This is a genomic window from Oricola indica (assembly GCF_965227485.1).
GTDB classification, from domain to species: domain Bacteria; phylum Pseudomonadota; class Alphaproteobacteria; order Rhizobiales; family Rhizobiaceae; genus Oricola; species Oricola indica.
This window is the reverse complement of record NZ_OZ245747.1, coordinates 3,923,606-3,947,034: the sequence shown is the minus strand read 5'-3', so window position 1 is coordinate 3,947,034 and position 23,429 is coordinate 3,923,606. Positions and strand designations below refer to the sequence as shown.

The 23,429-nt window shown below is 61.4% G+C and carries 26 protein-coding genes; 15 read left to right on the top strand and 11 right to left on the bottom strand.

Annotated elements, in window-relative coordinates:
• The first annotated feature begins 9 nt into the window (after positions 1 to 9).
• The 10 genes from ctaD to ACQK2M_RS19600 all read left to right on the top strand — a co-directional run bounded on the left by ctaD (position 10) and on the right by ACQK2M_RS19600 (position 8,168).
• Positions 10 to 1,665, top strand: a complete 1,656-nt coding sequence (gene ctaD / locus ACQK2M_RS19645; protein ID WP_223478404.1) for a cytochrome c oxidase subunit I — start codon at positions 10 to 12, stop codon at positions 1,663 to 1,665.
• Positions 1,666 to 1,784: 119 nt separating this feature from the next.
• Positions 1,785 to 2,714, top strand: coding sequence for a heme o synthase (locus ACQK2M_RS19640; RefSeq protein ID WP_425419188.1), 930 nt, complete (start codon positions 1,785 to 1,787; stop codon positions 2,712 to 2,714).
• Positions 2,715 to 2,719: 5 nt separating this feature from the next.
• Entirely contained in the window at positions 2,720 to 2,884 is a 165-nt protein-coding gene (locus ACQK2M_RS19635; RefSeq protein ID WP_223478402.1) for a hypothetical protein, read from the top strand.
• A gap of 7 nt (positions 2,885 to 2,891) precedes the next feature.
• On the top strand, positions 2,892 to 3,494 hold the full coding sequence (locus ACQK2M_RS19630; protein ID WP_425419187.1) for a cytochrome c oxidase assembly protein: 603 nt from the start codon (positions 2,892 to 2,894) through the stop codon (positions 3,492 to 3,494).
• 14 nt (positions 3,495 to 3,508) lie between these two features.
• The gene (locus tag ACQK2M_RS19625) at positions 3,509 to 4,384 is read left to right on the top strand and encodes a cytochrome c oxidase subunit 3 (protein WP_223478400.1); all 876 of its coding nucleotides are present in this window, start codon (positions 3,509 to 3,511) and stop codon (positions 4,382 to 4,384) included.
• 72 nt (positions 4,385 to 4,456) lie between these two features.
• Positions 4,457 to 5,206, top strand: coding sequence for an SURF1 family protein (locus ACQK2M_RS19620; RefSeq protein WP_425419186.1), 750 nt, complete (start codon positions 4,457 to 4,459; stop codon positions 5,204 to 5,206).
• A gap of 47 nt (positions 5,207 to 5,253) precedes the next feature.
• On the top strand, positions 5,254 to 6,267 hold the full coding sequence (gene ispH, locus ACQK2M_RS19615) for a 4-hydroxy-3-methylbut-2-enyl diphosphate reductase (protein WP_425419185.1): 1,014 nt from the start codon (positions 5,254 to 5,256) through the stop codon (positions 6,265 to 6,267).
• 3 nt (positions 6,268 to 6,270) lie between these two features.
• Positions 6,271 to 7,233 (top strand): homoserine kinase, encoded by a 963-nt coding sequence (locus tag ACQK2M_RS19610; protein WP_425419184.1) that lies wholly within the window; start codon positions 6,271 to 6,273, stop codon positions 7,231 to 7,233.
• The gene (gene rnhA, locus ACQK2M_RS19605) at positions 7,233 to 7,688 is read left to right on the top strand and encodes a ribonuclease HI (RefSeq protein ID WP_425419183.1); all 456 of its coding nucleotides are present in this window, start codon (positions 7,233 to 7,235) and stop codon (positions 7,686 to 7,688) included. Before ACQK2M_RS19610 ends, rnhA begins: the two co-directional genes overlap by 1 nt.
• A gap of 72 nt (positions 7,689 to 7,760) precedes the next feature.
• Positions 7,761 to 8,168, top strand: coding sequence for a hypothetical protein (locus ACQK2M_RS19600; RefSeq protein WP_425419182.1), 408 nt, complete (start codon positions 7,761 to 7,763; stop codon positions 8,166 to 8,168).
• Here the strand turns inward: ACQK2M_RS19600 and ACQK2M_RS19595 are convergent.
• Positions 8,165 to 8,653, bottom strand: a complete 489-nt coding sequence (locus ACQK2M_RS19595; RefSeq protein ID WP_425419181.1) for a peroxiredoxin — start codon at positions 8,651 to 8,653, stop codon at positions 8,165 to 8,167. The genes ACQK2M_RS19600 and ACQK2M_RS19595 overlap by 4 nt on opposite strands.
• Before the next feature lie 83 nt (positions 8,654 to 8,736).
• Positions 8,737 to 9,561, bottom strand: coding sequence for a protein-disulfide reductase DsbD domain-containing protein (locus ACQK2M_RS19590; RefSeq protein ID WP_425419180.1), 825 nt, complete (start codon positions 9,559 to 9,561; stop codon positions 8,737 to 8,739).
• Positions 9,562 to 9,719: 158 nt separating this feature from the next.
• On the opposite strand from ACQK2M_RS19590, the gene ACQK2M_RS19585 reads away from it, so the two are divergent.
• Positions 9,720 to 10,319, top strand: a complete 600-nt coding sequence (locus tag ACQK2M_RS19585) for a YqgE/AlgH family protein (RefSeq protein WP_425419179.1) — start codon at positions 9,720 to 9,722, stop codon at positions 10,317 to 10,319.
• Positions 10,320 to 10,339: 20 nt separating this feature from the next.
• On the opposite strand, the gene ACQK2M_RS19580 is transcribed toward ACQK2M_RS19585, so the two are convergent.
• The 5 genes from ACQK2M_RS19580 to ACQK2M_RS19560 form a co-directional block, all read right to left on the bottom strand.
• The gene (locus tag ACQK2M_RS19580; protein ID WP_425419178.1) at positions 10,340 to 13,276 is read right to left on the bottom strand and encodes a putative bifunctional diguanylate cyclase/phosphodiesterase; all 2,937 of its coding nucleotides are present in this window, start codon (positions 13,274 to 13,276) and stop codon (positions 10,340 to 10,342) included.
• Positions 13,273 to 13,887, bottom strand: a complete 615-nt coding sequence (locus ACQK2M_RS19575) for a GNAT family N-acetyltransferase (protein ID WP_223478389.1) — start codon at positions 13,885 to 13,887, stop codon at positions 13,273 to 13,275. The genes ACQK2M_RS19580 and ACQK2M_RS19575 overlap by 4 nt, the downstream gene beginning before the upstream one ends.
• Before the next feature lie 34 nt (positions 13,888 to 13,921).
• Positions 13,922 to 15,232, bottom strand: a complete 1,311-nt coding sequence (locus ACQK2M_RS19570) for a M16 family metallopeptidase (protein ID WP_425419177.1) — start codon at positions 15,230 to 15,232, stop codon at positions 13,922 to 13,924.
• A gap of 61 nt (positions 15,233 to 15,293) precedes the next feature.
• Positions 15,294 to 16,691 carry a threonine synthase gene (gene thrC / locus ACQK2M_RS19565; RefSeq protein WP_425419176.1) on the bottom strand — a complete coding sequence of 466 codons (1,398 nt, stop codon included), beginning with the start codon at positions 16,689 to 16,691 and terminating at the stop codon, positions 15,294 to 15,296.
• A complete protein-coding gene (locus tag ACQK2M_RS19560; RefSeq protein ID WP_425419175.1) occupies positions 16,688 to 16,996 on the bottom strand; it encodes a hypothetical protein in 309 nt (102 codons plus the stop codon). Before ACQK2M_RS19560 ends, thrC begins: the two co-directional genes overlap by 4 nt.
• On the opposite strand from ACQK2M_RS19560, the gene ACQK2M_RS19555 reads away from it, so the two are divergent.
• Entirely contained in the window at positions 16,989 to 17,477 is a 489-nt protein-coding gene (locus ACQK2M_RS19555; RefSeq protein WP_425419174.1) for a hypothetical protein, read from the top strand. The genes ACQK2M_RS19560 and ACQK2M_RS19555 overlap by 8 nt on opposite strands.
• Positions 17,478 to 17,486: 9 nt before the next feature.
• Here ACQK2M_RS19555 and ACQK2M_RS19550 read toward each other — a convergent pair whose 3' ends face one another.
• Positions 17,487 to 18,377, bottom strand: a complete 891-nt coding sequence (locus ACQK2M_RS19550; protein ID WP_425419173.1) for an NAD(P)/FAD-dependent oxidoreductase — start codon at positions 18,375 to 18,377, stop codon at positions 17,487 to 17,489.
• 129 nt (positions 18,378 to 18,506) lie between these two features.
• Between ACQK2M_RS19550 and ACQK2M_RS19545 the strand changes: the two genes are divergently transcribed.
• Together ACQK2M_RS19545 and ACQK2M_RS19540 are read left to right on the top strand one after the other, a co-directional pair.
• The gene (locus ACQK2M_RS19545) at positions 18,507 to 18,965 is read left to right on the top strand and encodes an Rrf2 family transcriptional regulator (RefSeq protein WP_425419172.1); all 459 of its coding nucleotides are present in this window, start codon (positions 18,507 to 18,509) and stop codon (positions 18,963 to 18,965) included.
• Positions 18,966 to 19,066: 101 nt separating this feature from the next.
• On the top strand, positions 19,067 to 20,224 hold the full coding sequence (locus tag ACQK2M_RS19540) for a site-specific DNA-methyltransferase (RefSeq protein ID WP_223478382.1): 1,158 nt from the start codon (positions 19,067 to 19,069) through the stop codon (positions 20,222 to 20,224).
• Between the two features lie 126 nt (positions 20,225 to 20,350).
• On the opposite strand, the gene ACQK2M_RS19535 is transcribed toward ACQK2M_RS19540, so the two are convergent.
• Positions 20,351 to 20,962, bottom strand: coding sequence for an HAD family hydrolase (locus tag ACQK2M_RS19535; protein WP_425419171.1), 612 nt, complete (start codon positions 20,960 to 20,962; stop codon positions 20,351 to 20,353).
• 18 nt (positions 20,963 to 20,980) lie between these two features.
• On the bottom strand, positions 20,981 to 22,069 hold the full coding sequence (gene mutY / locus ACQK2M_RS19530; protein WP_425419170.1) for an A/G-specific adenine glycosylase: 1,089 nt from the start codon (positions 22,067 to 22,069) through the stop codon (positions 20,981 to 20,983).
• A gap of 102 nt (positions 22,070 to 22,171) precedes the next feature.
• Between mutY and ACQK2M_RS19525 the strand changes: the two genes are divergently transcribed.
• On the top strand, positions 22,172 to 22,684 hold the full coding sequence (locus ACQK2M_RS19525; protein WP_425419169.1) for a DUF721 domain-containing protein: 513 nt from the start codon (positions 22,172 to 22,174) through the stop codon (positions 22,682 to 22,684).
• Here the strand turns inward: ACQK2M_RS19525 and ACQK2M_RS19520 are convergent.
• The gene (locus ACQK2M_RS19520; RefSeq protein ID WP_425419168.1) at positions 22,681 to 23,385 is read right to left on the bottom strand and encodes an SDR family oxidoreductase; all 705 of its coding nucleotides are present in this window, start codon (positions 23,383 to 23,385) and stop codon (positions 22,681 to 22,683) included. The genes ACQK2M_RS19525 and ACQK2M_RS19520 overlap by 4 nt on opposite strands.
• Between the last annotated feature and the right edge of the window lie 44 nt (positions 23,386 to 23,429).

Below are 23,429 nucleotides of genomic sequence, written 5' to 3'. Positions count from 1 at the left end.
ATGCAAGACATGGCTGGATCAATCGCCCATGACGCCCATGCCGACCACAAGCCCCAGGGTTTCGTGCGTCGCTGGATGTTTTCGACCAACCACAAGGATATCGGAACGCTGTACCTGATCTTCGCGATCACGGCCGGCGTCATCGGTGGCTTCCTGTCCGTTATGATGCGGTGGGAGCTTGCCGAGCCGGGCATTCAGATTTTCCACGGGCTGGCTTCGATGGTCTACGGGGTCGAGGGCGACAGCGCCCTGGATGCCGGCAAGCACATGTATAACGTGTTCACGACCGGCCACGGCCTCATCATGATCTTCTTCATGGTCATGCCGGCGCTGATCGGCGGTTTCGCCAACTGGATGGTGCCGATCATGATCGGCGCGCCGGACATGGCGTTCCCGCGCATGAACAACATCTCCTTCTGGCTGCTGCCGCCGGCCTTCATCCTGCTGCTGATTTCCATCTTCATGCCGTCCGCTCCTGGCGCGCATGGTGTGGGCGGCGGCTGGACGATCTATCCGCCGCTATCGACATCCGGCCAGCCGGGACCGGCGATGGATTTCGCGATCCTGTCGCTGCACATTGCCGGCGCGTCCTCGATCCTTGGCGCGATCAACTTCATCACCACCATCTTCAACATGCGCGCGCCGGGCATGACCCTGCACAAGATGCCGCTGTTCGCATGGTCGGTGCTGATCACGGCCTTCCTGCTGCTGCTGTCGCTGCCGGTTCTGGCGGGTGGCATCACCATGCTGCTGACCGACCGCAATTTCGGCACGGCCTTCTTCGCGCCCGAAGGCGGCGGTGACCCGATCCTGTTCCAGCACCTGTTCTGGTTCTTCGGTCACCCGGAAGTCTACATCCTGATCCTGCCGGGCTTCGGCATCATCAGCCACATCGTCTCGACCTTCTCGAAGAAGCCGGTCTTCGGCTATCTCGGCATGGCCTACGCCATGGTCGCCATCGGTGTGGTCGGCTTCATCGTGTGGGCGCACCACATGTACACGACCGGACTGTCGCTCGACACGCAGCGCTACTTCGTGTTCGCGACGATGGTCATCGCGGTGCCGACCGGGGTGAAGATCTTCTCGTGGATTGCCACCATGTGGGGCGGATCGATCGAGATGAGGACCCCGATGCTGTGGGCGATCGGCTTCATCTTCCTGTTCACCGTCGGCGGTGTGACCGGCGTTCAGCTCGCCAATGCCGGTCTCGACCGGGCTCTGCATGACACCTACTACGTCGTGGCGCACTTCCACTACGTGCTGTCGCTGGGTGCGGTCTTCGCGATCTTCGCGGCCTGGTACTACTGGTTCCCGAAGATGTTCGGCTACATGTACTCGCCGTTCATCGCGCGGACCCATTTCTGGGTGACCTTCATCGGCGTGAACCTGATCTTCTTCCCGCAGCACTTCCTCGGTCTGGCCGGCATGCCGCGCCGCTACATCGACTATCCGGATGCGTTTGCGGGCTGGAACCAGATTTCCTCCTACGGGTCTTACCTGTCGGCGATCGGCGTCCTGATCTTCCTCTATGGTGTCTGGGAAGCCTTCGCCAAGAAGCGCGAGGCGGGCGACAATCCGTGGGGCGAGGGTGCGACGACGCTGGAATGGCAGCTTTCCTCGCCGCCCCCGTACCACCAGTGGGAGCAGCTGCCGCGCATCAAGTAAGGCCGGCGGCAAGAAACGAGAAACTGGTTGCCCGGCGCATTGCTCCGGGCAACTGCACAAAAAGGTCTCCTGTGGCCGACAAGTAGGGTGAAAAGCCCGACGGGACCGGACTGGACAGAATGGCGTTAGTCGAAAACATCCATAGCAACGAGGCGCGCATCTCCGAGGCGATGCCCGGAGACTACTTCGCGCTGCTCAAGCCGCGCGTGATGTCGCTGGTCGTGTTCACGGCCTTTGTCGGCATGATGCTCGCTCCCGGCTCGATCAATCCGTTGATCGCGTTGATCGCCATCCTGGCGATCGCCGTGGGCGGCGGCGCATCGGGCGCGTTGAACATGTGGTACGACGCCGATATCGACGCCGTCATGACGCGCACGAAGAAGCGTCCGATTCCCGCCGGCCGGATCGCCGGTGGCGAGGCGCTGGCTTTCGGCCTGGTCCTGTCTGTGTTTTCGGTGCTGACGCTCGGCACGCTGACCAACTGGGTTGCCGGCGGACTGCTCGCCTTTACGATCTTCTTCTACGCGGTCATCTATACGATGTGGCTGAAGCGCTCCACGCCGCAGAACATCGTTATTGGCGGCGCGGCCGGCGCGTTTCCGCCGATGATCGGCTGGGCGGCCGTGACTGGCGGAATCAGCCTGGAAAGCGTCGTTCTGTTCCTGATCATCTTTTTGTGGACGCCGCCGCATTTCTGGGCGCTGGCGCTGTTCAAACTGCGCGACTACGACATGGCCAAGGTGCCGATGCTGCCGAACGTCGCGGGCGAGCGCCATACCAAGCTTCAGATCGTCGCCTATTCGCTGGTGTTGGCCGCTGTCGCCGTATCGCCTTGGCCGCTTGGCCTGGCGGGGCCGGTCTATGGCGCGGTTTCCATCCTGCTCGGGCTCAATTTTCTTCGCCATGCCGTTGCTGTCTGGCGCATGCCCGATGGCGATGCCACCATGGTTCCGGCCAAGAAGCTGTTCGGCTTCTCGCTCGTCTACCTTGCTTCCCTGTTCTCGGTGTTGCTGGGTGAAGCGCTTGTCATGAAAGTGCTGGCGGGGTGATCGCGATGGCCGAAAACAAGCAGGATACGGTCGAGATGACCGACGCGCAGAAGAAGGCGCAGCGCCGCCGCTCTGTTGCTCTCGGCCTCGTGCTCGCGGCTTTCGTCGTCATCATCTATGTCGGCTCATGGGCCAAGATGGGCGCCTCGCTCTTCGACCGTTCTCTGTGAGGCATTGATGACCCAGACAACCGCACAATCGAAGAGTAGCCGCCGCAACGGGCTGATCGCCGCGATTGGTCTCGGCATTGCCGTCGGCATGGTCGGCATGGCTTACGCTTCTGTGCCGCTCTATCGCCTTTTCTGCCAGGTGACCGGCTATGGCGGCACCACGCAGCGCGCGCAGACGGCGGGGATCCAGGTCCTCGACCAAACGATCAAGGTTCGTTTCGACGCAAATACCGCAGGCGTGAACTGGGATTTCAAGCCAAACCAACGCCAGGTCGAATTGAAGATCGGCGAAACCATGCAGGTTGGCTACACGGCGCACAACAATTCGTCCCAGACAATAACGGGCACGGCAACATTCAACGTGACACCGCAGTCGGCGGGCGCCTACTTCAACAAAATCGAGTGTTTTTGCTTCACGGAACAGACGCTTGTTCCAGGCGAAACCGCCGACATGCCCATCGTGTTCTTCATCGACCCGGACATCATGAATTCCGAGGAACTGAAGGACATCGATACGCTGACGCTTTCCTACACCTTCTTTCCAGTTGACGAACCGAAGCCTGTCGCGCAATCAAACATCGGCGCGGACGTCACGCGAACAATACAGTAACCGGGGATAGCCACATGGCCGACGCACACACCAAACATCACGATTATCACATCATTGATCCGAGTCCCTGGCCGCTCTTCGGCTCGATCGGCGCTTTGGTGATGGCGATTGGCGGTATCGGCTGGATGCAGTCCCTGCAGGGCAACGAGTTCGGCCTGCTCGGTATTCCGCTGGACAATCCCTGGGTGTTCTTCATCGGCCTTCTGATCGTGCTCTACACGATGTTCGGCTGGTGGGGCGACACGATCAAGGAAGCCCATCAGGGGCATCACACCAAGGTGGTCTCGCTTCACCTGCGCTACGGCATGATCATGTTCATCGCCTCGGAGGTCATGTTCTTCGTCGCTTGGTTCTGGGCCGTCTTCGACGCCAGCCTTTTCTATGACGAAGCAATCCAGGTCATGCGCCTCGAATATACCGGCGGAACATGGCCGCCGGCCGGACTGGAAGTGCTCGATCCGCTGCACCTGCCGCTCTACAACACGGTTATCCTGCTTCTTTCCGGCACCACGGTCACCTGGGCGCACCATGCACTCTTGCACGACGACCGCAGTGGTCTGAAATGGGGATTGGCGCTGACGATCGTGCTCGGAATCCTGTTCTCCAGCGTGCAGGCCTATGAATATATTCATGCGCCCTATTCGTTCACGGGCTCGCTTTACGGCGCGACCTTCTTCATGGCGACGGGCTTCCATGGCTTCCACGTGCTGGTCGGAACGATCTTCCTGCTGGTCTGCTTTTTCCGGGCGCTGGCCGGTGATTTCACGCCCAAGCAGCATTTCGGCTTCGAGGCCGCGGCCTGGTACTGGCACTTCGTTGACGTTGTCTGGCTGTTCCTGTTCCTTGTGATCTATGTCTGGGGATCGTGGGGCGCACCGATCGCGCATTGACGATCCTGGACGGATACAAATTGCGGAGGGGGCGGTCGTCAGGATCGCCCCTTCGTTTTTGAGGAGATGAAATTGACCTCCGGAAACACCGGGGCCGGGAAGGCGAACCGCTTTCCATGGGTTCTTGTTGTATCGACACTGGTTTCGCTTGCCATCCTGGTTTCCCTCGGAAACTGGCAGGTTCGCAGGCTGGCCTGGAAAGAAGGGCTGCTCGCGACAATCGATCAACGCATCCACGCGGAGGCCGTGCCGCTTTCGGAGGCGCTGACCATGATGCGCTCGGGAGAGGATATCGAGTACCTGCCGGTCTCTCTTGGCGGCACGTTCTTGCCGGATACCGAGCAGCACGTGCTTTCAACGTGGAAGGGCGCGTCCGGCTGGAACGTCTATCAACCCCTCAGACTGGACGATGGAGAGATCCTTTTCGTCAATCGCGGCTTCGTGCCCTATGACCGCAAGGATCCCGCCACGCGTCCGGATAGCCGGCCGGAAGGCGAGCAGACGATAACCGGCCTTGCCCGCCTGCCGCTCGATGACAAGCCGGGCTTCCTCGTGCCGGAAAATGATCCGGTGAAGAATGAATATTACTGGAAGGATCTTGCGGCCATGACGGCCGCAGCGGAGCTCGACGGCGAAACGATTGTGCCGCTCTTCGTCGATGCCGGGCCGCAAGCCGATCCGTCGAAACTGCCGATCGGCGGCATCACGAATATCGACCTCCCGAACAACCACCTGCAATATGTGGTGACATGGTACGGACTGGCGGCGGCTCTGCTCGCCGTGTCGGGGGTCTTCCTGTGGCGCAGGCTGCGCCAGCCTTGACAAGCTGTGCCCTGGCTTCCAAATCGGCATCGAACCGGATGACCCGAATGAACGCCCCCATAAAGCCACCGCTGACGATCCGCCTTTGCGAGCCGCGCGGCTTTTGTGCCGGCGTCGACCGGGCGATCCAGATTGTCGTTCTGGCGCTCAAGAAATACGGCGCGCCGGTCTATGTCCGGCACGAGATCGTACATAACCGTTTTGTCGTCGACGGGCTGCGTGAACGTGGCGCCGTGTTCGTGCAGGAGCTTTCGGACATTCCCGCCGAACATCGCGACGAACGGCCGGTGGTCTTCTCGGCGCATGGCGTCCCAAAATCTGTGCCCGCCGATGCCGAGAACAGGCACATGTTCTATCTCGACGCGACCTGTCCGCTGGTCTCGAAGGTTCACAAGCAGGCGATGCGCCACCAGCGCCTGGGGCGTCATGTTCTTCTGATCGGACATGCCGGCCACCCGGAAGTGGTGGGGACAATGGGCCAACTGGAGCCCGGTGACGTAACGCTCGTTGAGACTGTCGAACAGGTTGCAGGCCTCGACGTGCCCGACGAAGAGAACCTCGGTTTTGTTACGCAGACCACACTGTCGGTCGATGACACCGCCGATATCGTCGCGGCGCTGGAAAGGCGCTTTCCGAAGCTGACCGCGCCATCCTCGGAATCGATCTGCTACGCCACAACCAATCGCCAGGAAGCGGTGAAGAAAGCCGCGCCGGACACGGATATGTTCCTGATCGTCGGCGCGCCGAACTCCTCCAATTCGCGCCGCCTCGTCGAGGTCGCGCGCAAGCACGGCGCGGCAGACGCAACGCTCGTCCAGCGCGCCGGAGAGATAGACTGGGATCGCATGGATGGCGTCTCCGCCATCGGAATATCGGCTGGCGCCTCGGCCCCGGAGATCGTAGTCGAGGAAATCATCGATGCCTTCCGCGACCGGTTCGACGTGACGGTCGACATCGCGCTCACGGTTGAGGAGACGGAGAATTTTCCCGTCATGCGCGATCTTCGCGATACGCCGCTCGAAACCGCCGACATGGCTTTTCTCAATGGAAGCGGCGACTGACAAATGGCTGTCTATACCGACATTACCGAAGCCGAACTCGGAAGCTTTCTGGCCGAATACGATGTGGGCGACCTGCAGTCCTATCGCGGCATCGCCGAGGGCGTCGAAAACTCCAACTTCCTCGTTCACACCACGTCGGGCCAGTTTATCCTGACGCTTTACGAAAAGCGGGTGAACCGGGACGACCTGCCTTTTTTCCTCGGCCTCATGCAGCATCTGGCCGAGCGCGGCGTATCCTGCCCACTGCCGGTTCATCGCCGCGACGGCGCCATGCTGGGCGAACTTGCCGGCCGCCCCGCCGCGATGGTGACCTTCTTGGAAGGTATCTGGCTGCGCCGGCCGCAACCGATGCATTGCGCCGAAGTCGGGCGGGGGCTGGCGGAAATGCACCTTGCCGGCGAGGACTTCGCGTTGAAGCGCCGGAACGGACTGACCTTGGAGGACTGGCGTCCGCTTTGGGAAAAATCGCGCGCGCACGCCGATGCGATCGATCCGAAGCTGATCCCGGAAACCGAGGCCTTGCTCGACCGGTTGGAGGCGGAATGGCCCCGCGAACTGCCGCAAGGCGTCGTCCACGCCGATCTGTTCCCGGACAATGTCTTTTTCCTCGGTGACAGCCTGTCCGGCTTCATCGACTTCTATTTCGCATGCAATGACGCATTTGCCTACGACATCGCCGTTTGCCTGAACGCGTGGTGTTTCGAGCGCGATCACGCGTTCAACATCACCAAGGGGCAGGCGTTCCTGAACGCATATAATGCGGTTCGTCCTTTGACGGAGGACGAGACGGCGGCCCTGCCGATGCTCTGCGGGGGCGCATCCCTGCGTTTCATGCTGACGCGGCTCTATGACTGGGTGATGACCCCGGAAGGCTCGCTTGTCGTCAAGAAGGATCCGCTCGAGTATCTCATGAAAATGCGCTTCCACGGGCAGGTCCGGTCCGCAAGTGAATACGGGCTCGGCTGATGGCGAAAGCAACGTCCAAGACCATCGAGATATTCACGGACGGCGCGTGTTCGGGAAATCCCGGGCCCGGTGGCTGGGGTGCGATCCTGCGCTGGAACGGCACCGAGAAGGAACTGAACGGCGGCGAGGCCGAGACCACCAACAATCGCATGGAACTGTTGGCGGCGATCCGGGCGCTGGAAGCGCTTCGCGGAGGGCCGCATCGGATCGAACTCTATACGGATTCATCCTATGTGAAGGACGGCATTTCCGGCTGGATCCATGGCTGGAAACGCAATGGCTGGAAGACGGCCGCCAAGAAGCCGGTCAAGAACGCGGAACTCTGGCAGGAGCTCGACGATCTGTCGCGCCGCCACGAAATCAACTGGAACTGGGTCAAGGGTCATGCGGGCCACCCGGAAAACGAGCGCGCCGACGAACTGGCGCGCGAGGGCATGAAGCCGTTCAAAGGCTGACGCGCGAAATTGCCGCGCGGATTTTTTCTTTCTAGACTGGATGCCCCGGAACGAATTGGGGGTGCAACGGAAATGAAGGTCGCATTCGCAGGCATTCTGGCCATTGCAATGTCACTGATTGTCGCCACGGCAAGGGCCGAGCAACCGCCTGTCAGCGGTCCCGTGAAGCGGCCAGTGACCGCGCTTCAGGCGGACGAGTTCTGGATACAGGTCGCCAGCCGGCAGACGCTGCCGGATGCGATCGAAGTCGCTGAACAATACACCGCACAGTTTCCCCGTGTCGCCGTCCTGCAATCGCAGAACGGCTGGTACGCCATCGTCGTCGATGTCGTGAGGGACGGGGTCGTGCAGGAGACGCTCAAGCGCCTCAAGGATGCCGGGCGAATTCCCGGCGACAGCTATGCGACCGCCGGGAAGAGCTATCTCTGGATCGCCTGGCCGGAGATCGATCCCTACGCGCCGGTTACGAGCGGAAACTAGGCAAGCTGCTCCAGCATCGCTGCCGCGCCGGAATTGGTCGCTTCGCCACGCTTTTCCTCCAGATTGACGACAGTCACCGTCCCATCATCGACGATCATGGAATAGCGAAGCGAACGCAGGCCGAGCTTGCCGGCGGAGATATCCACCTCCATGCCGATCGCCTTGGAGAATGCCGCGTCCCAGTCGGCGACGAACGTGATCTTGCCGAGCGCGCCCGTCGTCTCCGCCCATGCCTTCATGACGTGGTGGTCGTTGACGGAGACGCACACGATCTCGTCGACGCTCTTGGCGAGGATCGTGTCGCGGTTTTCGATGAAGCCGGGCAGGTGGTTCAGCGAACAGGTCGGCGTGAATGCTCCGGGCACGCCGAAGACGACGACCTTGCGGCCGCCAAACAAATCGTCCGTCGTGATCTCCTCCGGTCCGTCCACCGTGATCTTCGTGACAGTGGCTGAGGGAATCTTCGCGCCGGCTTCGATAGGCATTTGCATCTCCAGATTGAATGGGTCAGCCCTGACATAGGGCGAATGCACTAAAATTGGGAGAGGATGTTCGCCGAAATCGCGATTTAGAATGCGTCGATCGGGAGCGTGATCTCGACGGCGTCGATTCCGTGTCGGGCGGTGGCGATCAGGTCGAATGCGCCGGCCTTTGAAGGATCGAAGGCCGGTCGCGCGCGGAAAATGGTCGTGCCCGCATCGGACGAAACCTGAACCGGTTTTGAAAACGGGTGATCCGACCCGGCGGAGAGAAACAGCTGCGGCGCTTCCCTGTCGGAAGCCTTGTGGTGCAGTACTATCTCGATCTCGCCGTCAGCCGTCCATGATGCGCCTTCGATCGCAAGGTTGTCGGAGTTGCCGTCGGGAAGGGCAGAGAACGCAGCGTCGATCAGCAACCCCTGAATCATCTTGCCGCGCGCGTCTCGTGGATCGAAGTCGAGATGCGCGGAAACGGGGACGCAGACATCGCGGCAGATGCCGAGAAAGACGTCGGCGGCGATTGCGCCGGGCGTATCGTTTCCGTCGAGAGCCAAGGTCAGCGGCAGCGCCACCGGGTGTTTGTATCCGGCCCAGGAGCCGTAAGCGTCATCCGTCCATTCCGGAGCGGGAAAATGGATCTGAACCGCGGAGACACCGTCCCCGGATACTGCCACTTGCGGCGGTATGCCGGCCGCACCGGGCTCGCGCCAGTAGGTTTTCCAGCCGGGTTCTAGGTCGATTTGCAGGATTGCCCGGAGTTCATTCGCGCCCGGTATTGGCGGCTCCGCGACGATCCGGATGCGCGCGCCGTCGGTCGCTTCCCATTGCGAGGAAGCGGCATGCGCGGCCTGTGGCAGGCACGCGCACAAAGCGGCGAAAATCGCGGCATATTTTACTGGCAGGTGAAAAGCCATGTCGTTCAGTTGGCCCTAACTCGTTTGAATGGCAAATGAATTTCGTCCGATAGCGGCGTCAACTCTTCGTGAGTCCCGTCATCTCGTGGGGTGAGAGAGCGGACAGAAAAAATACTGGCGAAATCCATGTTCGGTGTTACGCTTCTCATATGGAAATTTTGACGCATAAGCATGTTGCCAGCGGTTCAGGGCAATTCGAGGGAAAATTCCTCGTTGCCATGCCGGGCATGGCGTCTTCGTTTTTCGCGCAGACCATCATCTATGTCTGTGCCCACAACGAAGAGGGCGCGATGGGCTTTGTCGTCAACAAGGCGCGTGGGATGACGTTCTGCGATCTCGTGGAGCAGACGGATGTATTCTCCGAGGCGAACTTGCCGAACATGCCGACCAGCGTGGCGCATGCGCCGGTCGGGCATGGCGGTCCGGTGGACGAGCATCGCGGTTTCGTCCTGCATTCCGCCGACTATTGCGGCGACTCGACGATTCCGATTTCGGAATCGGTGTTCCTGACGTCGACGACGCAGGTCCTGCGGATGATCGCCGAAGGGGAGGGCCCCAATCGCTGCGCGATCTCGCTCGGGTATTCGGGCTGGGGTCCCGGCCAGCTCGAAAACGAGATGCTGGACAATAGCTGGCTGACGCTCGACGCGGATAGCGGACTGGTCTTCGATCAGGATCATGAGACCAAATACGACCGCCTGCTGCGTGCGGCGGGCATCCAGCCGGCACATTTCGTCGCCGATTGCGGCCACGCCTGAACGACCAGGTCTGTATTGGATTATTCGGCCGCGTCGTCATTGGAGACGACCGGATTTTGCTCCATGACCAGTTCCGTGGCTTCCTCCGCACTGACCGGCGCCCCGGCCACGAAACCCTGGATGTAGGTACATCCCATATCTTCCAGCTTGTCGGCGTCTTCCGGCAATTCCACGCCTTCGGCAACGGTGGCAAGGCCGAGATTGGTCGCCATCGCGATCACCGACTGAAGAAGAATATCGCGCTGCGACCAGTCGTTGCGGACGAGCGACTGGTCGATCTTGATGATGTCGAAAGGGAATTGCGACAGATAGGCGAGTGACGAATAGCCGGTGCCGAAATCGTCCATCGCGAGACCGATGCCCAGTTCCTTGATCTTCTGCAGGACGCGCGAGTTGTGCTCCGGATTCTGCATCAGCACGGTCTCGGTGATTTCAAGCCGCAGCTTGTGACGGCGTGACGAGAACCGCGCGCGCATGCCCGACAGCGTGTTGGCGAAATCGCGCGTCATCACCTGCTGGCTCGACACATTGACGGAGAGGAAAAGCCTCGCATCCGGCAACTGGACATCCCAGTCCATCAACTGGCGCATGGCCAGTTCCAGCGCATGGTTGCCGAGTTCAACGATCAGGTCGGACCGTTCGGCGATCGCGATGAATTCCGAAGGCTGTATCTCGCCGCGGCGCGGGTGGTTCCAGCGCATCAGCGCTTCGAAGCCGGCGATATCGAGCGATCCGGAATGCACGATCGGCTGATAGGCCAGCGAGATCTCGCCGCGTTCGATGGCGCGTCTGAGATCCGATTCCAGTTGCAGCTTGTCCGAGCCCGAAGTCCGGAATGCCGGCCGGAACGGCTCCACGCGGTCGCCGCCGAAACGCTTCGCCTGGAACAGCGCGAGTTCGGCGTCGCCGAACAGGTCTTCGTCCTGCGAGCGGGCCTGCGTGAACGTCGCGAGGCCGATGGAAACCGTCAGGATGATCTGGCGCTCGGCAAAGGAAATCGGGGCCTTGATGGTCTTCTTGACCGCGTCCGCGAACGCGGCAATGCGTCCGGGTTCATTTTCCGAAAGCAGGATGATGCCGAACTGGTTGCCGGAAATGCGCGCCAGCGTGTCGTGTGGGCGAAGCAGCCGGCGCAATCGACGGGCAACGGTGATCAGCATTGTATCGCCGGCTGCCATGCCGATCGACTCGTTGACCTGCCTGAAGCGGTCGATATCGATGATGAGCGCAGTCGGCTTCATTGCATCGTCGGCATTGGCGATCGCGAGCGCGTTGCGCAGTCGGTCCATGAACAATTCGCGGTTCGGAAGGCCGGTGAGGTTGTCGTGCACGGCATCGTGCAACAGCCGCTCTTCAGCGCGCTTCTGGTCGCTGACATCGATAATCGTACCGATGCAGCGAATGACCTGTCCGTCCGCGCCGACAACCGGCCGTGCGCGTACCGCGAACCAGCTGTAGTAGCCGTCCGATCCGCGAAGCCGGATATTGATGTCGATCTTGCCGCGGCGCTTCTCGAGCACTGCGTCGAGCGTCACGCGGAAACGGTCACGGTCGTCGCTGTGGATATGGGAGAGCCAGTTCTTGGGCGGTCCCTGCAGCTTTCCGGCGCCGAGGCCGAGAACAGCGCCGAGGTCCGGCGTCGTCGACAGTCGGTCGCGTCCGACGTCCCAGTCCCAGACAATGCCGCCGGAGCCTTTCACCGCAAGCGCCTGACGCTCGACATTGGAAAGAAGGTTCTGCTGGAAGGCGCCGCCGGAAAAGGCGTTCTGCATGATCGTGAAGCCGATAAGCAGCACGATGAGCACGAGGCCGCCTGCGAGTGCCGGCTGGATGATGTCGTTATCGACCTGGCCGGACACTGTCATGTATCCGGCGATAATCCATGCGATCAGCAACGCCCAGGCGGGCACAAGCATGATCGCCCGGTCGAATCCGCGCCAGCTCAGATAAGCGATCAGGACTGATCCGAAGAGCGCGGTTCCCGCGATCGAGAAACGGGCGACACCGGCCGCGAGCGCGGGGTCGTAGAACACCAGCGCCGACAGGCCAGCGAGCGCCATCACCCATGCGATGGCGCCATAGCTCAGGTGATCGTTCCAGCGATTGAGATTCAGATAGGTGAAGATGAACAGCGCCAGCGTCGCGGCAAGCGACACCTCGCTCATCCCTCGCCATGTTCGCACATCTGCTGGCGGTACGTCGAAGAAGCGGTCGATGAAACCGAAATCGATGCTGATATAGGCGAGCACGGCCCAGGCGAGGGCCGCGGCGGCCGGAAACATCGACGTTCCGCGCACCACGAACAGGATCGTCAGGAACAGTGCCAACAGGCCGGAAATGCCGAGCACGATCCCGCGATAGAGCGTGTAGGAATTGATGATGTCCTTGTAGCGGTCGGCTTCCCACAGATAGACCTGCGGGAGGTTCGGCGATGCCAGTTCGGCAACGAAGGTAACCACCGCGCCCGGATTGAGAGTGATCGAGAAGATATCCGCGTCGGAACTTTCGACCCTGTCGAGCGCGAAGCCCTCGCTCGGCGTGATGGCGACGATGCGTTTCGAGCCGAGGTCCGGCCAGAAGAAGTGCGAATCGACGAGCCGAAAATGCGGCGCGACGATCAGGCGGTCGATCTGCTGTTCCGTGGTGTTGGCGAGCGCGAATACCGCCCAGTGACCATCTGTCGATTCCTGCGTCGCCTGCACCTCGATGGTGCGCACGATGCCGTCGATGCCGGGGGCGGTGGAGATGCGGAAGGTTTCACCGCGGTTCCGGTAGATCGTGACGGCGCGCGAAAGATCCAGAGCCTCCGCGTTTCGGCCGATGGAAATCGGTTCGACGGCAAAGGCGCGCCCGCCGAAGGCCGTGAGGACTGTCGCGAAAGCAAGCAGGAGCAATGCGCCAAGGCGTAGAATGCCGCGGCCGTATCGCCCTCCCGTTATCGCGTCCGTCCGCGTCAAACCGTTTCACCTTTTTCCACAGGCGCACTCAGCCTTTCGTGCCGCGGATTGATCCGCGAAAAGAGCACGTGGTCGCGCCAGGCGCCGTTGATCTTCAGATACGACCGCAGGTATCCCTCGCGCGTGAATCCGGCTTTTTCGAGAATCCGGATCGACCGCGTATTGTCCGGGATACAGGCAGCTTCAAGGCGGTGCAATCCGCAAGCGCGAAACGCGTGGTCGCAAAGTAAACCGACCGCTTCGCTCATGATGCCTCTGCCGCTGTGGCGTTCGCCGATCCAGTAGCCAATATGACCGCATTGTGAAACGCCGCGCCTGATGTTGCCGAGCGTTATTCCGCCCATGATCGCGCCGGTTCCCTTTTCGCAAATGAAGAAGGGAAGACCCGTGCCCGCCGCGATTTCATGATTGTAGCGCCGGATGCGCCCGCGAAACGCGGCGCGTTCCAGATCGTCATTCGGCCATGTCGGTTCCCATGGCTGCAGAAAGGTGCGGCTGTCCGCGCGCAGGGACGCCCATTCCGTGTGATCGGAAATCTCGGGATGACGCAGCACGATGCTCTTGCCGGTTATGATTTGCTGGCGCGCTCCACGAAAAGGGAAGGCAATCATGTCCGGCACCGTTGTTTTGCGACTTGCTGGCGGATCAGCCGACGGCGAACCGGGCATTCGCGCGCTGCGATTCCGCGCCGCCTGAAGCGAGTTCCGAGCGGATTGTATCGATATCCATGAGTTGATCGACCGGGCCGATGGCCGAAACCGTCGGCGTCGAGCTGGTGAACAGCCTGCCGGCGAGGTCGCGCAGGCGTTCGACCGTCAGCTTGTCGAGCCTGTCGAGCAGTTCCTCGTTCGGGATAGGCCGGCCGAAAAGCAGGATCTGGCGGGCGATCTGGCCTGCCCGGCTGGGGGCGCTTTCGCCGGACATCAGCAGGCTTGCCCGGAACTGCGCGCGTGCGCGGTTCAATTCGGGCGTATCGATATCCGCCGCGGCGCGGCGCAATTCCTTGAGGATCAGATGGACGAGTTCCTCGAGATCGCCGGGCTCGGTCGCGGCATGGATGCCGAAGATGCCGGTGTCCGAGAACCCCCAATGGAAAGCGTAGACCGAGTAGCAGATACCGCGTTTCTCGCGCACTTCCTGAAACAGCCGCGACGACATGCCGCCGCCGAGCAGCATGGCGAGGACCTGCGAGGCGTAGAAATCGCGCACATGATAGGCGCGGCCCTCGAAGCCGAGCAGGAACTGGGTGTCCTGAAGCGGGCGGTGTTCGCGATAGTCGCCCCCGACATAATGGGCGAGCGAGACGGCCTTTCCCTTGGGCTTGGCCTGGATCGAGCCGAAATCCGCCTCGACCAGCTTGACGAATTCGTCGTGATCGATGGCGCCGGCGGCTGCGATCACCATGCGTTCGCCGCAATACTCGCGGTCGATATAGGTGCGGATCTGCTCGCTGGTGAAGGATTTGATCGTATCGCGCGTGCCGAGAATGGCACGGCCGATAGGCTGGTGGCGAAAGGCGGCTTCGGTGAAGCGGTCGAAGACGGCGTCGTCCGGCACGTCGTTCGCCGCGCCCAGTTCCTGCAGGATCACGTGTTTTTCGCGCTGCAGTTCGTCTTCGTCGAATTTCGAGTTTTGCAGGATGTCGGCCAGAAGGTCGAGGGCCAGCGGGACGTCGTTCTTGAGCACCCGCACGAAATAGGATGTCGTTTCGACACTCGTGCCTGCATTGATATCGCCGCCGACATTCTCGATTTCCTCGGCAATGGTGCGGGCATCGCGGCGACGGGTGCCCTTGAAGGCCATGTGTTCCAGAAGATGCGCTATTCCGTGTTCGTCTTCGAACTCGTTTCGCGAGCCGGCCTTGACCCAGACCCCGAGAGCGACGCTCTCCACATGTTCAAATCTTTGCGTGGCAACGGTAATGCCGTTGGAGAGACGTGTCGTCTCTACGGTCATGTGCATACTCCCTAGGGCCGCGCGGCGGCCAAACGCTTCCTCGCTTTTCCCGCCCGCGTCGTCACTGGGCCGCGCGGGCGTGGCTCTTGATGTGATCTTCTATCATTTTGAGATCGGATGGAAGCTCCGTGAAACTTTCGTGACGCTCCATCAGATCGGACAGCCATTCGGGCAATGCCGGATGGACGCCGGATGCTTCTTCCACGGCCGCCGGGAATTTCGCGGGATGTGCCGTCGAAAGAACGATCATGGGCGCCGCGCTGCGCGCCACCTTGCGGGCGACATGGACACCGCATGCGGTGTGCGGATCGAGCAGATAGCCCGATTTCTCGCGTATTTGGCGAATGGTGGCTGCGGCCTCATTTACGTCCGCACGTCCCGCGGCAAAGCCGGACCGGATCGCGCTCAGCGTGTGGGGTGGCAGGTCGAAGCTGCGTGACTGCTTGAGGCTTGCCATTGCATTGCGAACTTCCGCGTCGTCCCGGCCTCCGGCATCGTAAAGCAGTCGCTCGAAATTTGACGAAATCTGGATGTCCATGGAGGGCGAAGTCGTCTCGACGACGCCGCGCATCTCGTAGATGCCGGTCTCCAGCGTGCGGGCGAGAATGTCGTTGTCGTTCGTCGCAATGACCAGGGTTTCGATCGGAAGGCCCATCTGCCGGGCGACATGACCAGCGAAGATGTCGCCGAAATTTCCTGTCGGCACCGTGAACGAAACCGGACGATCGGGCGCGCCGAGCGACAGGGCCGAGGTGAAGTAATAGACCACCTGCGCCATGATGCGTGCCCAGTTGATCGAGTTGACGCCGGACAGCTTGACGGAGTCGCGGAACGCCACGTGATTGAACATGTCCTTCAGCAGTCCCTGGCAATCGTCGAAATTGCCTTCGACGGCCAGCGCATGAACGTTCGCTTCCGCGCTCGATGTCATCTGGCGCTGCTGGACCGGAGAAACGCGCCCCTTCGGAAACAGGATGAAAATGTCGGTGCGGTCGCGTCCGGCAAAGGCCTCGATTGCCGCACCGCCCGTATCGCCCGACGTTGCGCCGACGATCGTCGCCCGCTCGTCGCGCTCGGCCAGCACATGGTCCATCAGCCGGCCGATGAGTTGCATCGCGACGTCCTTGAAGGCGAGCGTCGGTCCGTGGAAAAGTTCCAGCACGAACTCGTTGTCATCCGTCTGAACGAGCGGACAGACCGCCTCATGCCGGAAGGTCGAATAGGCTTCCTCGACGATCCGCATGAAAGTCGCGCGCTCGATCTCGCCTTCGACGAACGGCCACATCACCGCAACGGCGATCTCCGTGTAGCTCTTGCCGCGCAGCGCCCGTATGTCGGCGGCCGAAAAATGCGGCCATGTCTCGGGTACGTAAAGGCCGCCATCGCCGGCAAGTCCGGCAAGCATGGTGTCGCAGAAACCCAGGACGGGAGCCTGGCCGCGGGTAGAGACGTATTTCACGGGTATTCACTCACTTCCTTGCGCGCCGCGCATGTATATGCCGCGCGCTGCTTAACCGAAAACCCGCCAATTCCAAAGCCCGAACCGGCTGAAGCGACATCGTCCGCCATTGACGAACCGGACAAAGCTATGGATGGTGCCGCCGCCATCGCTGAATCGCCATTTTCGTGATGGAAACAGCTGCAATACGGGAACGGATTACGGGGTAAACGGTTCATCATGCGTATCGTCCAGGCGAAACAAGCCTTGCGTTTTGGCGCTCTTATCGCGCTTCTGACCTTGGCTTCCTGCCAGTCCATGAACATGAACGACGCGTTCGGAAAGAAGTCGACCGGCAATGCGGCGGACGAGGAACTGACGGCTGATGATTTGCGCGCCTATTGTCCGCGCGTCACGCTGCGCGAAGGCACGGCCATTCTGCGGACCTATACGCGCAACAATCAGGATAATCCCGACGAGATCATTTATCAGGCGACCATCACGGACGTGACGCGCTCATGCAAGTATTCTGGCGGAATGCTCTACATGCAGATCGCAGCGGCTGGACGGGTCGTCGAGGGACCCAAGGGCACGGCCGGAAACCTTGAATTGCCGGTACGCGTCGCCGTGCGGCAGGGCGAGGACGTGCCTTACTCGCAACTGGGCAAGATCCAGGTTGCGGTTTCGCCGAATGCGGGCGCGACGCAGTTCATCTTCAAGGACGAACAGGTCGCTGTTCCCGCACCGACATCACAGAATCTCCAGATCTTCGTCGGCTTCGACGAGGGGCCTTACGATACGCCCTGACGCGAGAAGTCAGGCGACCAGCGATCGATAGGCGCACACGCCGGCGATCATCCCCGAGGATGATGCGAGCAACGCGCTGTGCATCGGCATGGTCGCGTCGCCCGCGGCGAATACGCCGGTCACACTTGTCTGTTTCTGATCGTCGACGACCAGAATGGGGCCTTGCGGCCCACCTTCCATCTCGCAGCCCAGCTTTTCGGCGATGGGGCTCGCCATCGTCAGTCGCGTCGCGGTGAACAGGGCGGCGAGGGGGAGTTCCCGCCCGTCGGCGAGACGTACGGCTTCCAGGTCAGGCTCGTCGCCGAGAAGCTTTGCGATCGGCGTGCGTTCGATCGTCACGCCACGCTGGCTGAAGCGTGCCTGTTCCTCGGGTGTCGGCTCAAATTGGCCTTGCGTGAAATAGGTCGTCGGCCCCCAGTCCGGTATCATATCCCCCTGATGCGCCGATGCAGGGCCTGTCGCGAGTACGCCGAGCGGGCGGTCGCGATACTCGTAACCGTGACAGAATGGACAATGCAGGACCGAGCGGCCCCAGCGTTCCGAAAGCCCGTCGATCTCCGGCAGGATGTCGGTCACGCCGGTCGCCAGCACGAGCCGCTTAGCGCGCACGCCGTTTCCATCCGCCATCACCACGGTGAAGCCATCCTCTTCGGTGGTCGCATCGACGGCCGTGCCGTCGAGAAAACCGACATTGTCGTAGCGGGCCAGTTCAGCCCGCCCGGCCTCGCGGATCGTCGCGGGCGCCTTTCCGTCCTGGCCGAGAAACCCATGCGAGGCGTTGGTGAAGCGGTTGCGCGGCTGTCCTGCATCGACAAGCAGGACCCGGTGCCGGGATCGGGCGAGATACATGGTTGCGGACAAGCCGGCGAAGCTGCCGCCGAGAACGATGACGTCGTACATGCCATTCTCCTTGTGAATTTCATGCAACATTAAATGTTTCATATCTGACGGAGTCAATATCATGAAACACGAAAAGTTGCATAAACGCGCGAACTGCCCTAAATTCCTGGAAACTGGCGGGAGATTTGAGTGAGACGAGACAGTCGTTTATCGCGCATACTGCATGTGCTGATTCATATGGCCGAACATGAGGAACCGCTGACGTCGGAGGCGGTTGCGGCTTTTCTTTCGACAAATCCGGTCGTGGCGCGCCGGCTTATGGCGGGATTGCGCGACGCCGGTTTCCTGACCTCCAAAAAGGGGCACGGCGGCGGCTGGGAGCTTGCTGCGCCGCTCGAAGCCATCACGCTTGCCGATGTCTTTCATGCACTCGGCGATCCTGCGGTTTTCGCGTTTGGCCCGACCGAGGATCAGCCCGATTGTCTCGTCGAGCAGGCCATCAACGAGCGGCTGGCGGCGACGCTCGATGATGCGAGGGCGATGCTGCTCGCCCGGTTCGGTGAGATCACGCTGGCCGACATCAATGCCGATTTCGAAAGCAAGCTGAAAGACTCCCCCTGGACCAGCAAGCCAGTGTTTTGCGGCTGACCGCCAGCGCGTTTGTTTGAATTCTTCGCAATCCGCTAACCCGTCATTAACCGCACTGCGTAACCATGCGCCCGTATCGTATTGCGTATTTCGGGTGTTACATGTCTGTCGTTCGCCTTGCTTCCAGGGACCGCGCCGCCGCGGCTCCCAAGCTCCCCTCTTCGCGCGTCCTTCCGGACGTCGTCGACACCATCATCAAGGGTGACTGCGTTACCGCGCTCGAGAGCCTTCCCGAGAAATCGGTGGATGTCATCTTCGCGGACCCGCCCTACAATCTTCAGCTCGACGGCGATTTGCATCGTCCCGACCAGTCGAAGGTCGATGCCGTCGACGATCACTGGGACCAGTTCGAGTCCTTCCAGGCCTATGACGCCTTTACCCGCGCCTGGCTGCTTGCCGCTCGCCGTGTCCTGAAGCCGTCCGGCACGATCTGGGTGATCGGCTCGTATCACAATATTTTCCGCGTCGGCACGACGCTGCAGGACATCGGCTTCTGGATCCTCAACGACGTGATCTGGCGCAAGACGAACCCGATGCCGAACTTCCGCGGCCGCCGGTTCCAGAATGCGCATGAGACCATGATCTGGGCCTCCCGCGACCAGAACGCCAAGGGCTACACATTCAATTACGAGGCACTGAAGGCGGCGAATGACGACCTTCAGATGCGTTCGGATTGGCTTTTCCCGATCTGCAATGGCGGCGAGCGGCTGAAAGACGATAATGGCGACAAGGTTCATCCGACGCAGAAGCCGGAAGCGCTTCTCGCGCGCATCATGATGGCATCGACCAAGCCGGGCGACGTGGTGCTCGATCCGTTCTTCGGTTCCGGCACAACCGGCGCGGTGGCGAAGCGCCTCGGCCGTCATTTCATCGGCGTGGAACGCGAACAGGCCTATATCGACGCCGCGACCGCCCGCATCGAGGCGGTGGAGCCGGCGGATCTCAAGACATTGAAGATTGTCGCCTCGAAACGCGCCGAGCCGCGGGTCGCCTTTGTTACCTTGCTCGACAGCGGATTGTTGAAGCCGGGGACCGCCCTGACCGACAAGAAACGACGCTGGGCCGCCACGGTCCAGGCCGATGGCTCGCTGTCGCATGGCAACGACCAGGCGTCGATCCATCGCATCGGTGCCAAGGTGCAAGGCCTCGACGCCTGCAATGGCTGGACCTTCTGGCACTATGAAGAAAACGGTTCGCTGATTTCCATCGATACCCTGCGCCAGCAAGTGCGCCAGTCGATGGGGACAGCCGGAGCTTGACCTGTGGCTGATCCGCTAGGTCGCTTGCGCGGCGATGTGTTTCGGAGTCCTCCAGGTTCGAACGCATCGCCGCGCGCATTCATCTGAACCAGGAGGATCGCGATCGCGCGTGGACGCGGGTCGCGCCTAAGCGGTCAATTCGTATTCCGCGAGCGCTTCGCGCAACTGGTCCGGATCCTCGAAATGGATCGCCTGCCAGCCGAATTCGCGTGCTGACACGACGTTTTTCTCGGAATCGTCGATGAAGAGAGTTGCCGCCGGATCGAGATCGAATGTCCGGGTGTGGTGCGCGTAGATCGCCGGATCCGGCTTGATCAGCTTTATGTCACCGGACACTGTCACCCCGCGCGTGGACTTGAGAAACGGATACAATTCCTGCGCCTCGCGGAACGTGTCCGATGCGAAATTGGTCAGCATCGTCACGTCGCGCCCGGCCTCGAGGTGTTCGCGCAGGATCGCGACGCTCCCCTCATAGGCATAGGGGATCATCTCCGACCAGTTTCGACGGAAGGCGCGGATATTGTCGGCCTCGTCCGGGAAGTGGGCGATCAGTTCGTCCTCCGCCTCGCTCCAGTTTCTGCCGCGATCCTGCTCGACATTCCAGGCATTCGAGCAAACGTCCTCCAGGAACCACGCACGTCGACGATCATCGGGAATGATACGCCGGAAGGGCAGTTCGGGATCGTAGTGCAGGAGCACCTTTCCGATGTCGAAAACAATGTGGCGGATAGCGGTCATGGAATGAACCTGGGCGTTTCAGGAAAGGTCGTGTTCCGATTCGTGCTCGATGGCGAGACCCAACACTTTTTTCATGACAGTTGGTAGGGCCTCTCCCGCGATGTCGTCCGGCGCGCTCCACCATTGATGTGCGGCAGGGGCCTTTTCGCCTTCGCCGCGATAGACGTCGAGGCGCAATTCGAAATGGGTGAAGACATGGACGATCGTGCCGCAGGATATCCAGTCAATGCCGGGCAGTGGAGCACTGCCGGTCCCGGTTTCTCCGTCCCGGCGCGCGGACCATTCCGTGGTCGGCACCTGTGTCATGCCGGCGAGCAGGCCACTGTCGCCGCGCTTCTCGAGCAGGATCGCACCGTCGCGATTGGTGAGCACGAAGGCAGCGCCTCTTCGCACCGGTTTCGCCTTCTTCGGTGGCTTGACCGGAAAACGCTCCGGATCGTCTTTCGTCAAGGCCGCGCAATCTGCACGCAAGGGGCAGTGCATGCAGGCCGGCCGCTTCGGCGTACAAAGGGTGGCGCCGAGATCCATCATCGCCTGCGCGAAATCGCCCGGCCGGCGCTCGGGCGTGAGCGCCTGTGTCTTCGTCTTGATGCCTTTCTTGGCTTCAGGCAGCGGCGTGTCGATGGCAAAAAGACGGGTCATCACGCGTTCGACATTGCCGTCGACCACGGCGACCGGTTCATCGAAGGCGATGGCCGCGATGGCCGCGCTGGTGTAGTCGCCGATGCCCGGAAGATCGCGCAAAGCCGCAGCCGTCTGCGGAAACCGCCCGTCGTGCGAGCCCATCACGGCGTCGGCGCATTTCTTGAGGTTTCGGGCGCGCGAATAGTAGCCGAGCCCCGCCCACGCGCGCAGGATGTCGTCCTCGCTTGCAGCGGAAAGCGCATCGACGTTCGGCCATTTTGCCGTGAATTTCGCGAAATAGTCCCGGACAGCGGCGACGGTCGTCTGCTGCAGCATGATTTCCGAGAGCCATACGCGGTACGGATCGGGCCGAACGCCTTTGGCGAGATCGATGGGGCCAACGCGCCAGGGCAGGTCGCGGGCATGGCGATCGTACCAGGCAAGCAATTTCGTCGCGATGGCGGGAGAAGGGGCCGCATTCATGTCCCGTTCTTGTGCCAACCCGACCATCAAGATCAAGCATCGCTTTTTGTCGGCTCGCATGTTTATTATCACCGCATCGCCACATAGCGAGGACAACTCGGCGTGACGGCACGGAAATCACGATCAGGACCATGGAAAAAGGCCTTCCCCGAACAACTCGGGGGGCTGGTCTCCGACGTGCTCGATCCGGTGCTTGCGAAGCGCGCCGGCATGACATCGGCCTTGTTGTCTTCATGGCCGGAAATCGTGCCTGCATCGCTTGCCGAAACGACAAGACCGCAAAAGATCAACTGGCCGCGCCGCGCTTCCGAGGACGATCCCTTCAAGCCCGCGACGCTGATCGTCGCCGCCGAGGGAATGTCTGCGCTTCACCTCCAGCATCAGACCGGTGAAATCATTCAGCGGGTGAACGCGTTTTTCGGTTTCCAGGCCATCGAACGCCTGCAACTCGTCCAAAAACCGGTCGCGCCGACACGAAAGCCGCCCCGCAGGAAGGCGCCCGTGTCGCCCGCAGACGAGAAGCGGATCGATGCGCTCACCGAAAGCATCGAAGACGAGGGGCTGCGCGAGGCGCTCGCGCGGCTCGGCCGGAGCGTCAAGCAGGACAGCCGCTAGCTGAGCCCGGTAACGGGCAGCAGCGCGCCGTGGATGTCCTTTGCGTCCTCGGAGCAGAGGAAGGCGATGACGCCGGCAAGGCTCTCGGGCGAAACCCATTTGGAACTGTCCGCCTTTGGCATGGCTTCGCGGTTTTCCGGCGTATCGATGATCGACGGAAGCACGGAATTGACATTGATGCCGTGTGACTTGAGCTCCGCCGAGGCGCTTTCGGTCACGCGCATCACGGCGGATTTCGAAGCCGCGTAGGGCCCCATGGTCTTGCCACCCGCTTTCGCGCCATTCGCGCCGACAGTGACGATCTTGCCGTTGCCGCGTTCGATCATGCCCGGCGTGACGGCGGCGAGCACCGAAAGAAGCGTGCCGAGATTGAGGTCCATCATCTTCTGCCAGCTCTCGGCAGGAACCTCGTGCACCGGAGTCCCCATGTCGAAACCGCCCGCGATCGCGCACAGGACAGCGGGTGGCCCGAATTGCCGGCTTGCGGCCTCTATGGCCTGCTTTGTCGCGTCGCGGTCGGTCAGATCGACGGCGAAAGCCGCGTGGTCACCATCCAGCGCCGCCGCGACCGCCTGAACCTTTTCCAGCTTGTGGCCGAACAGGGCGACAGACGCGCCTTCCTCGGCGAAGCGACGCGCGACGGCGCTGCCGAGATTGCCCGCCGCACCGGTGACGATGACGGTTTTTGCCTTAAAGCGCATATGCAGTCTCCTCTCGATTTCGGCTTAGTGCTTCATGGAGAAAT

Bases quoted from the DNA above. Each gene is read 5' to 3' on its own strand.
- ctaD (WP_223478404.1), top strand. From the start codon at position 10: ATGGCTGGATCAATCGCCCATGACGCCCATGCCGACCACAAGCCCCAG.
- ACQK2M_RS19640 (WP_425419188.1), top strand. From the start codon at position 1,785: ATGGCGTTAGTCGAAAACATCCATAGCAACGAGGCGCGCATCTCCGAG.
- ACQK2M_RS19635 (WP_223478402.1), top strand. From the start codon at position 2,720: ATGGCCGAAAACAAGCAGGATACGGTCGAGATGACCGACGCGCAGAAG.
- ACQK2M_RS19630 (WP_425419187.1), top strand. From the start codon at position 2,892: ATGACCCAGACAACCGCACAATCGAAGAGTAGCCGCCGCAACGGGCTG.
- ACQK2M_RS19625 (WP_223478400.1), top strand. From the start codon at position 3,509: ATGGCCGACGCACACACCAAACATCACGATTATCACATCATTGATCCG.
- ispH (WP_425419185.1), top strand. From the start codon at position 5,254: ATGAACGCCCCCATAAAGCCACCGCTGACGATCCGCCTTTGCGAGCCG.
- ACQK2M_RS19610 (WP_425419184.1), top strand. From the start codon at position 6,271: ATGGCTGTCTATACCGACATTACCGAAGCCGAACTCGGAAGCTTTCTG.
- rnhA (WP_425419183.1), top strand. From the start codon at position 7,233: ATGGCGAAAGCAACGTCCAAGACCATCGAGATATTCACGGACGGCGCG.
- ACQK2M_RS19600 (WP_425419182.1), top strand. From the start codon at position 7,761: ATGAAGGTCGCATTCGCAGGCATTCTGGCCATTGCAATGTCACTGATT.
- ACQK2M_RS19595 (WP_425419181.1), bottom strand. From the start codon at position 8,653: ATGCCTATCGAAGCCGGCGCGAAGATTCCCTCAGCCACTGTCACGAAG.
- ACQK2M_RS19590 (WP_425419180.1), bottom strand. From the start codon at position 9,561: ATGGCTTTTCACCTGCCAGTAAAATATGCCGCGATTTTCGCCGCTTTG.
- ACQK2M_RS19575 (WP_223478389.1), bottom strand. From the start codon at position 13,887: ATGATTGCCTTCCCTTTTCGTGGAGCGCGCCAGCAAATCATAACCGGC.
- ACQK2M_RS19570 (WP_425419177.1), bottom strand. From the start codon at position 15,232: ATGACCGTAGAGACGACACGTCTCTCCAACGGCATTACCGTTGCCACG.
- ACQK2M_RS19555 (WP_425419174.1), top strand. From the start codon at position 16,989: ATGAACATGAACGACGCGTTCGGAAAGAAGTCGACCGGCAATGCGGCG.
- ACQK2M_RS19560 (WP_425419175.1), bottom strand. From the start codon at position 16,996: ATGTTCATGGACTGGCAGGAAGCCAAGGTCAGAAGCGCGATAAGAGCG.
- ACQK2M_RS19550 (WP_425419173.1), bottom strand. From the start codon at position 18,377: ATGTACGACGTCATCGTTCTCGGCGGCAGCTTCGCCGGCTTGTCCGCA.
- ACQK2M_RS19540 (WP_223478382.1), top strand. From the start codon at position 19,067: ATGTCTGTCGTTCGCCTTGCTTCCAGGGACCGCGCCGCCGCGGCTCCC.
- ACQK2M_RS19535 (WP_425419171.1), bottom strand. From the start codon at position 20,962: ATGACCGCTATCCGCCACATTGTTTTCGACATCGGAAAGGTGCTCCTG.
- mutY (WP_425419170.1), bottom strand. From the start codon at position 22,069: ATGAATGCGGCCCCTTCTCCCGCCATCGCGACGAAATTGCTTGCCTGG.
- ACQK2M_RS19520 (WP_425419168.1), bottom strand. From the start codon at position 23,385: ATGCGCTTTAAGGCAAAAACCGTCATCGTCACCGGTGCGGCGGGCAAT.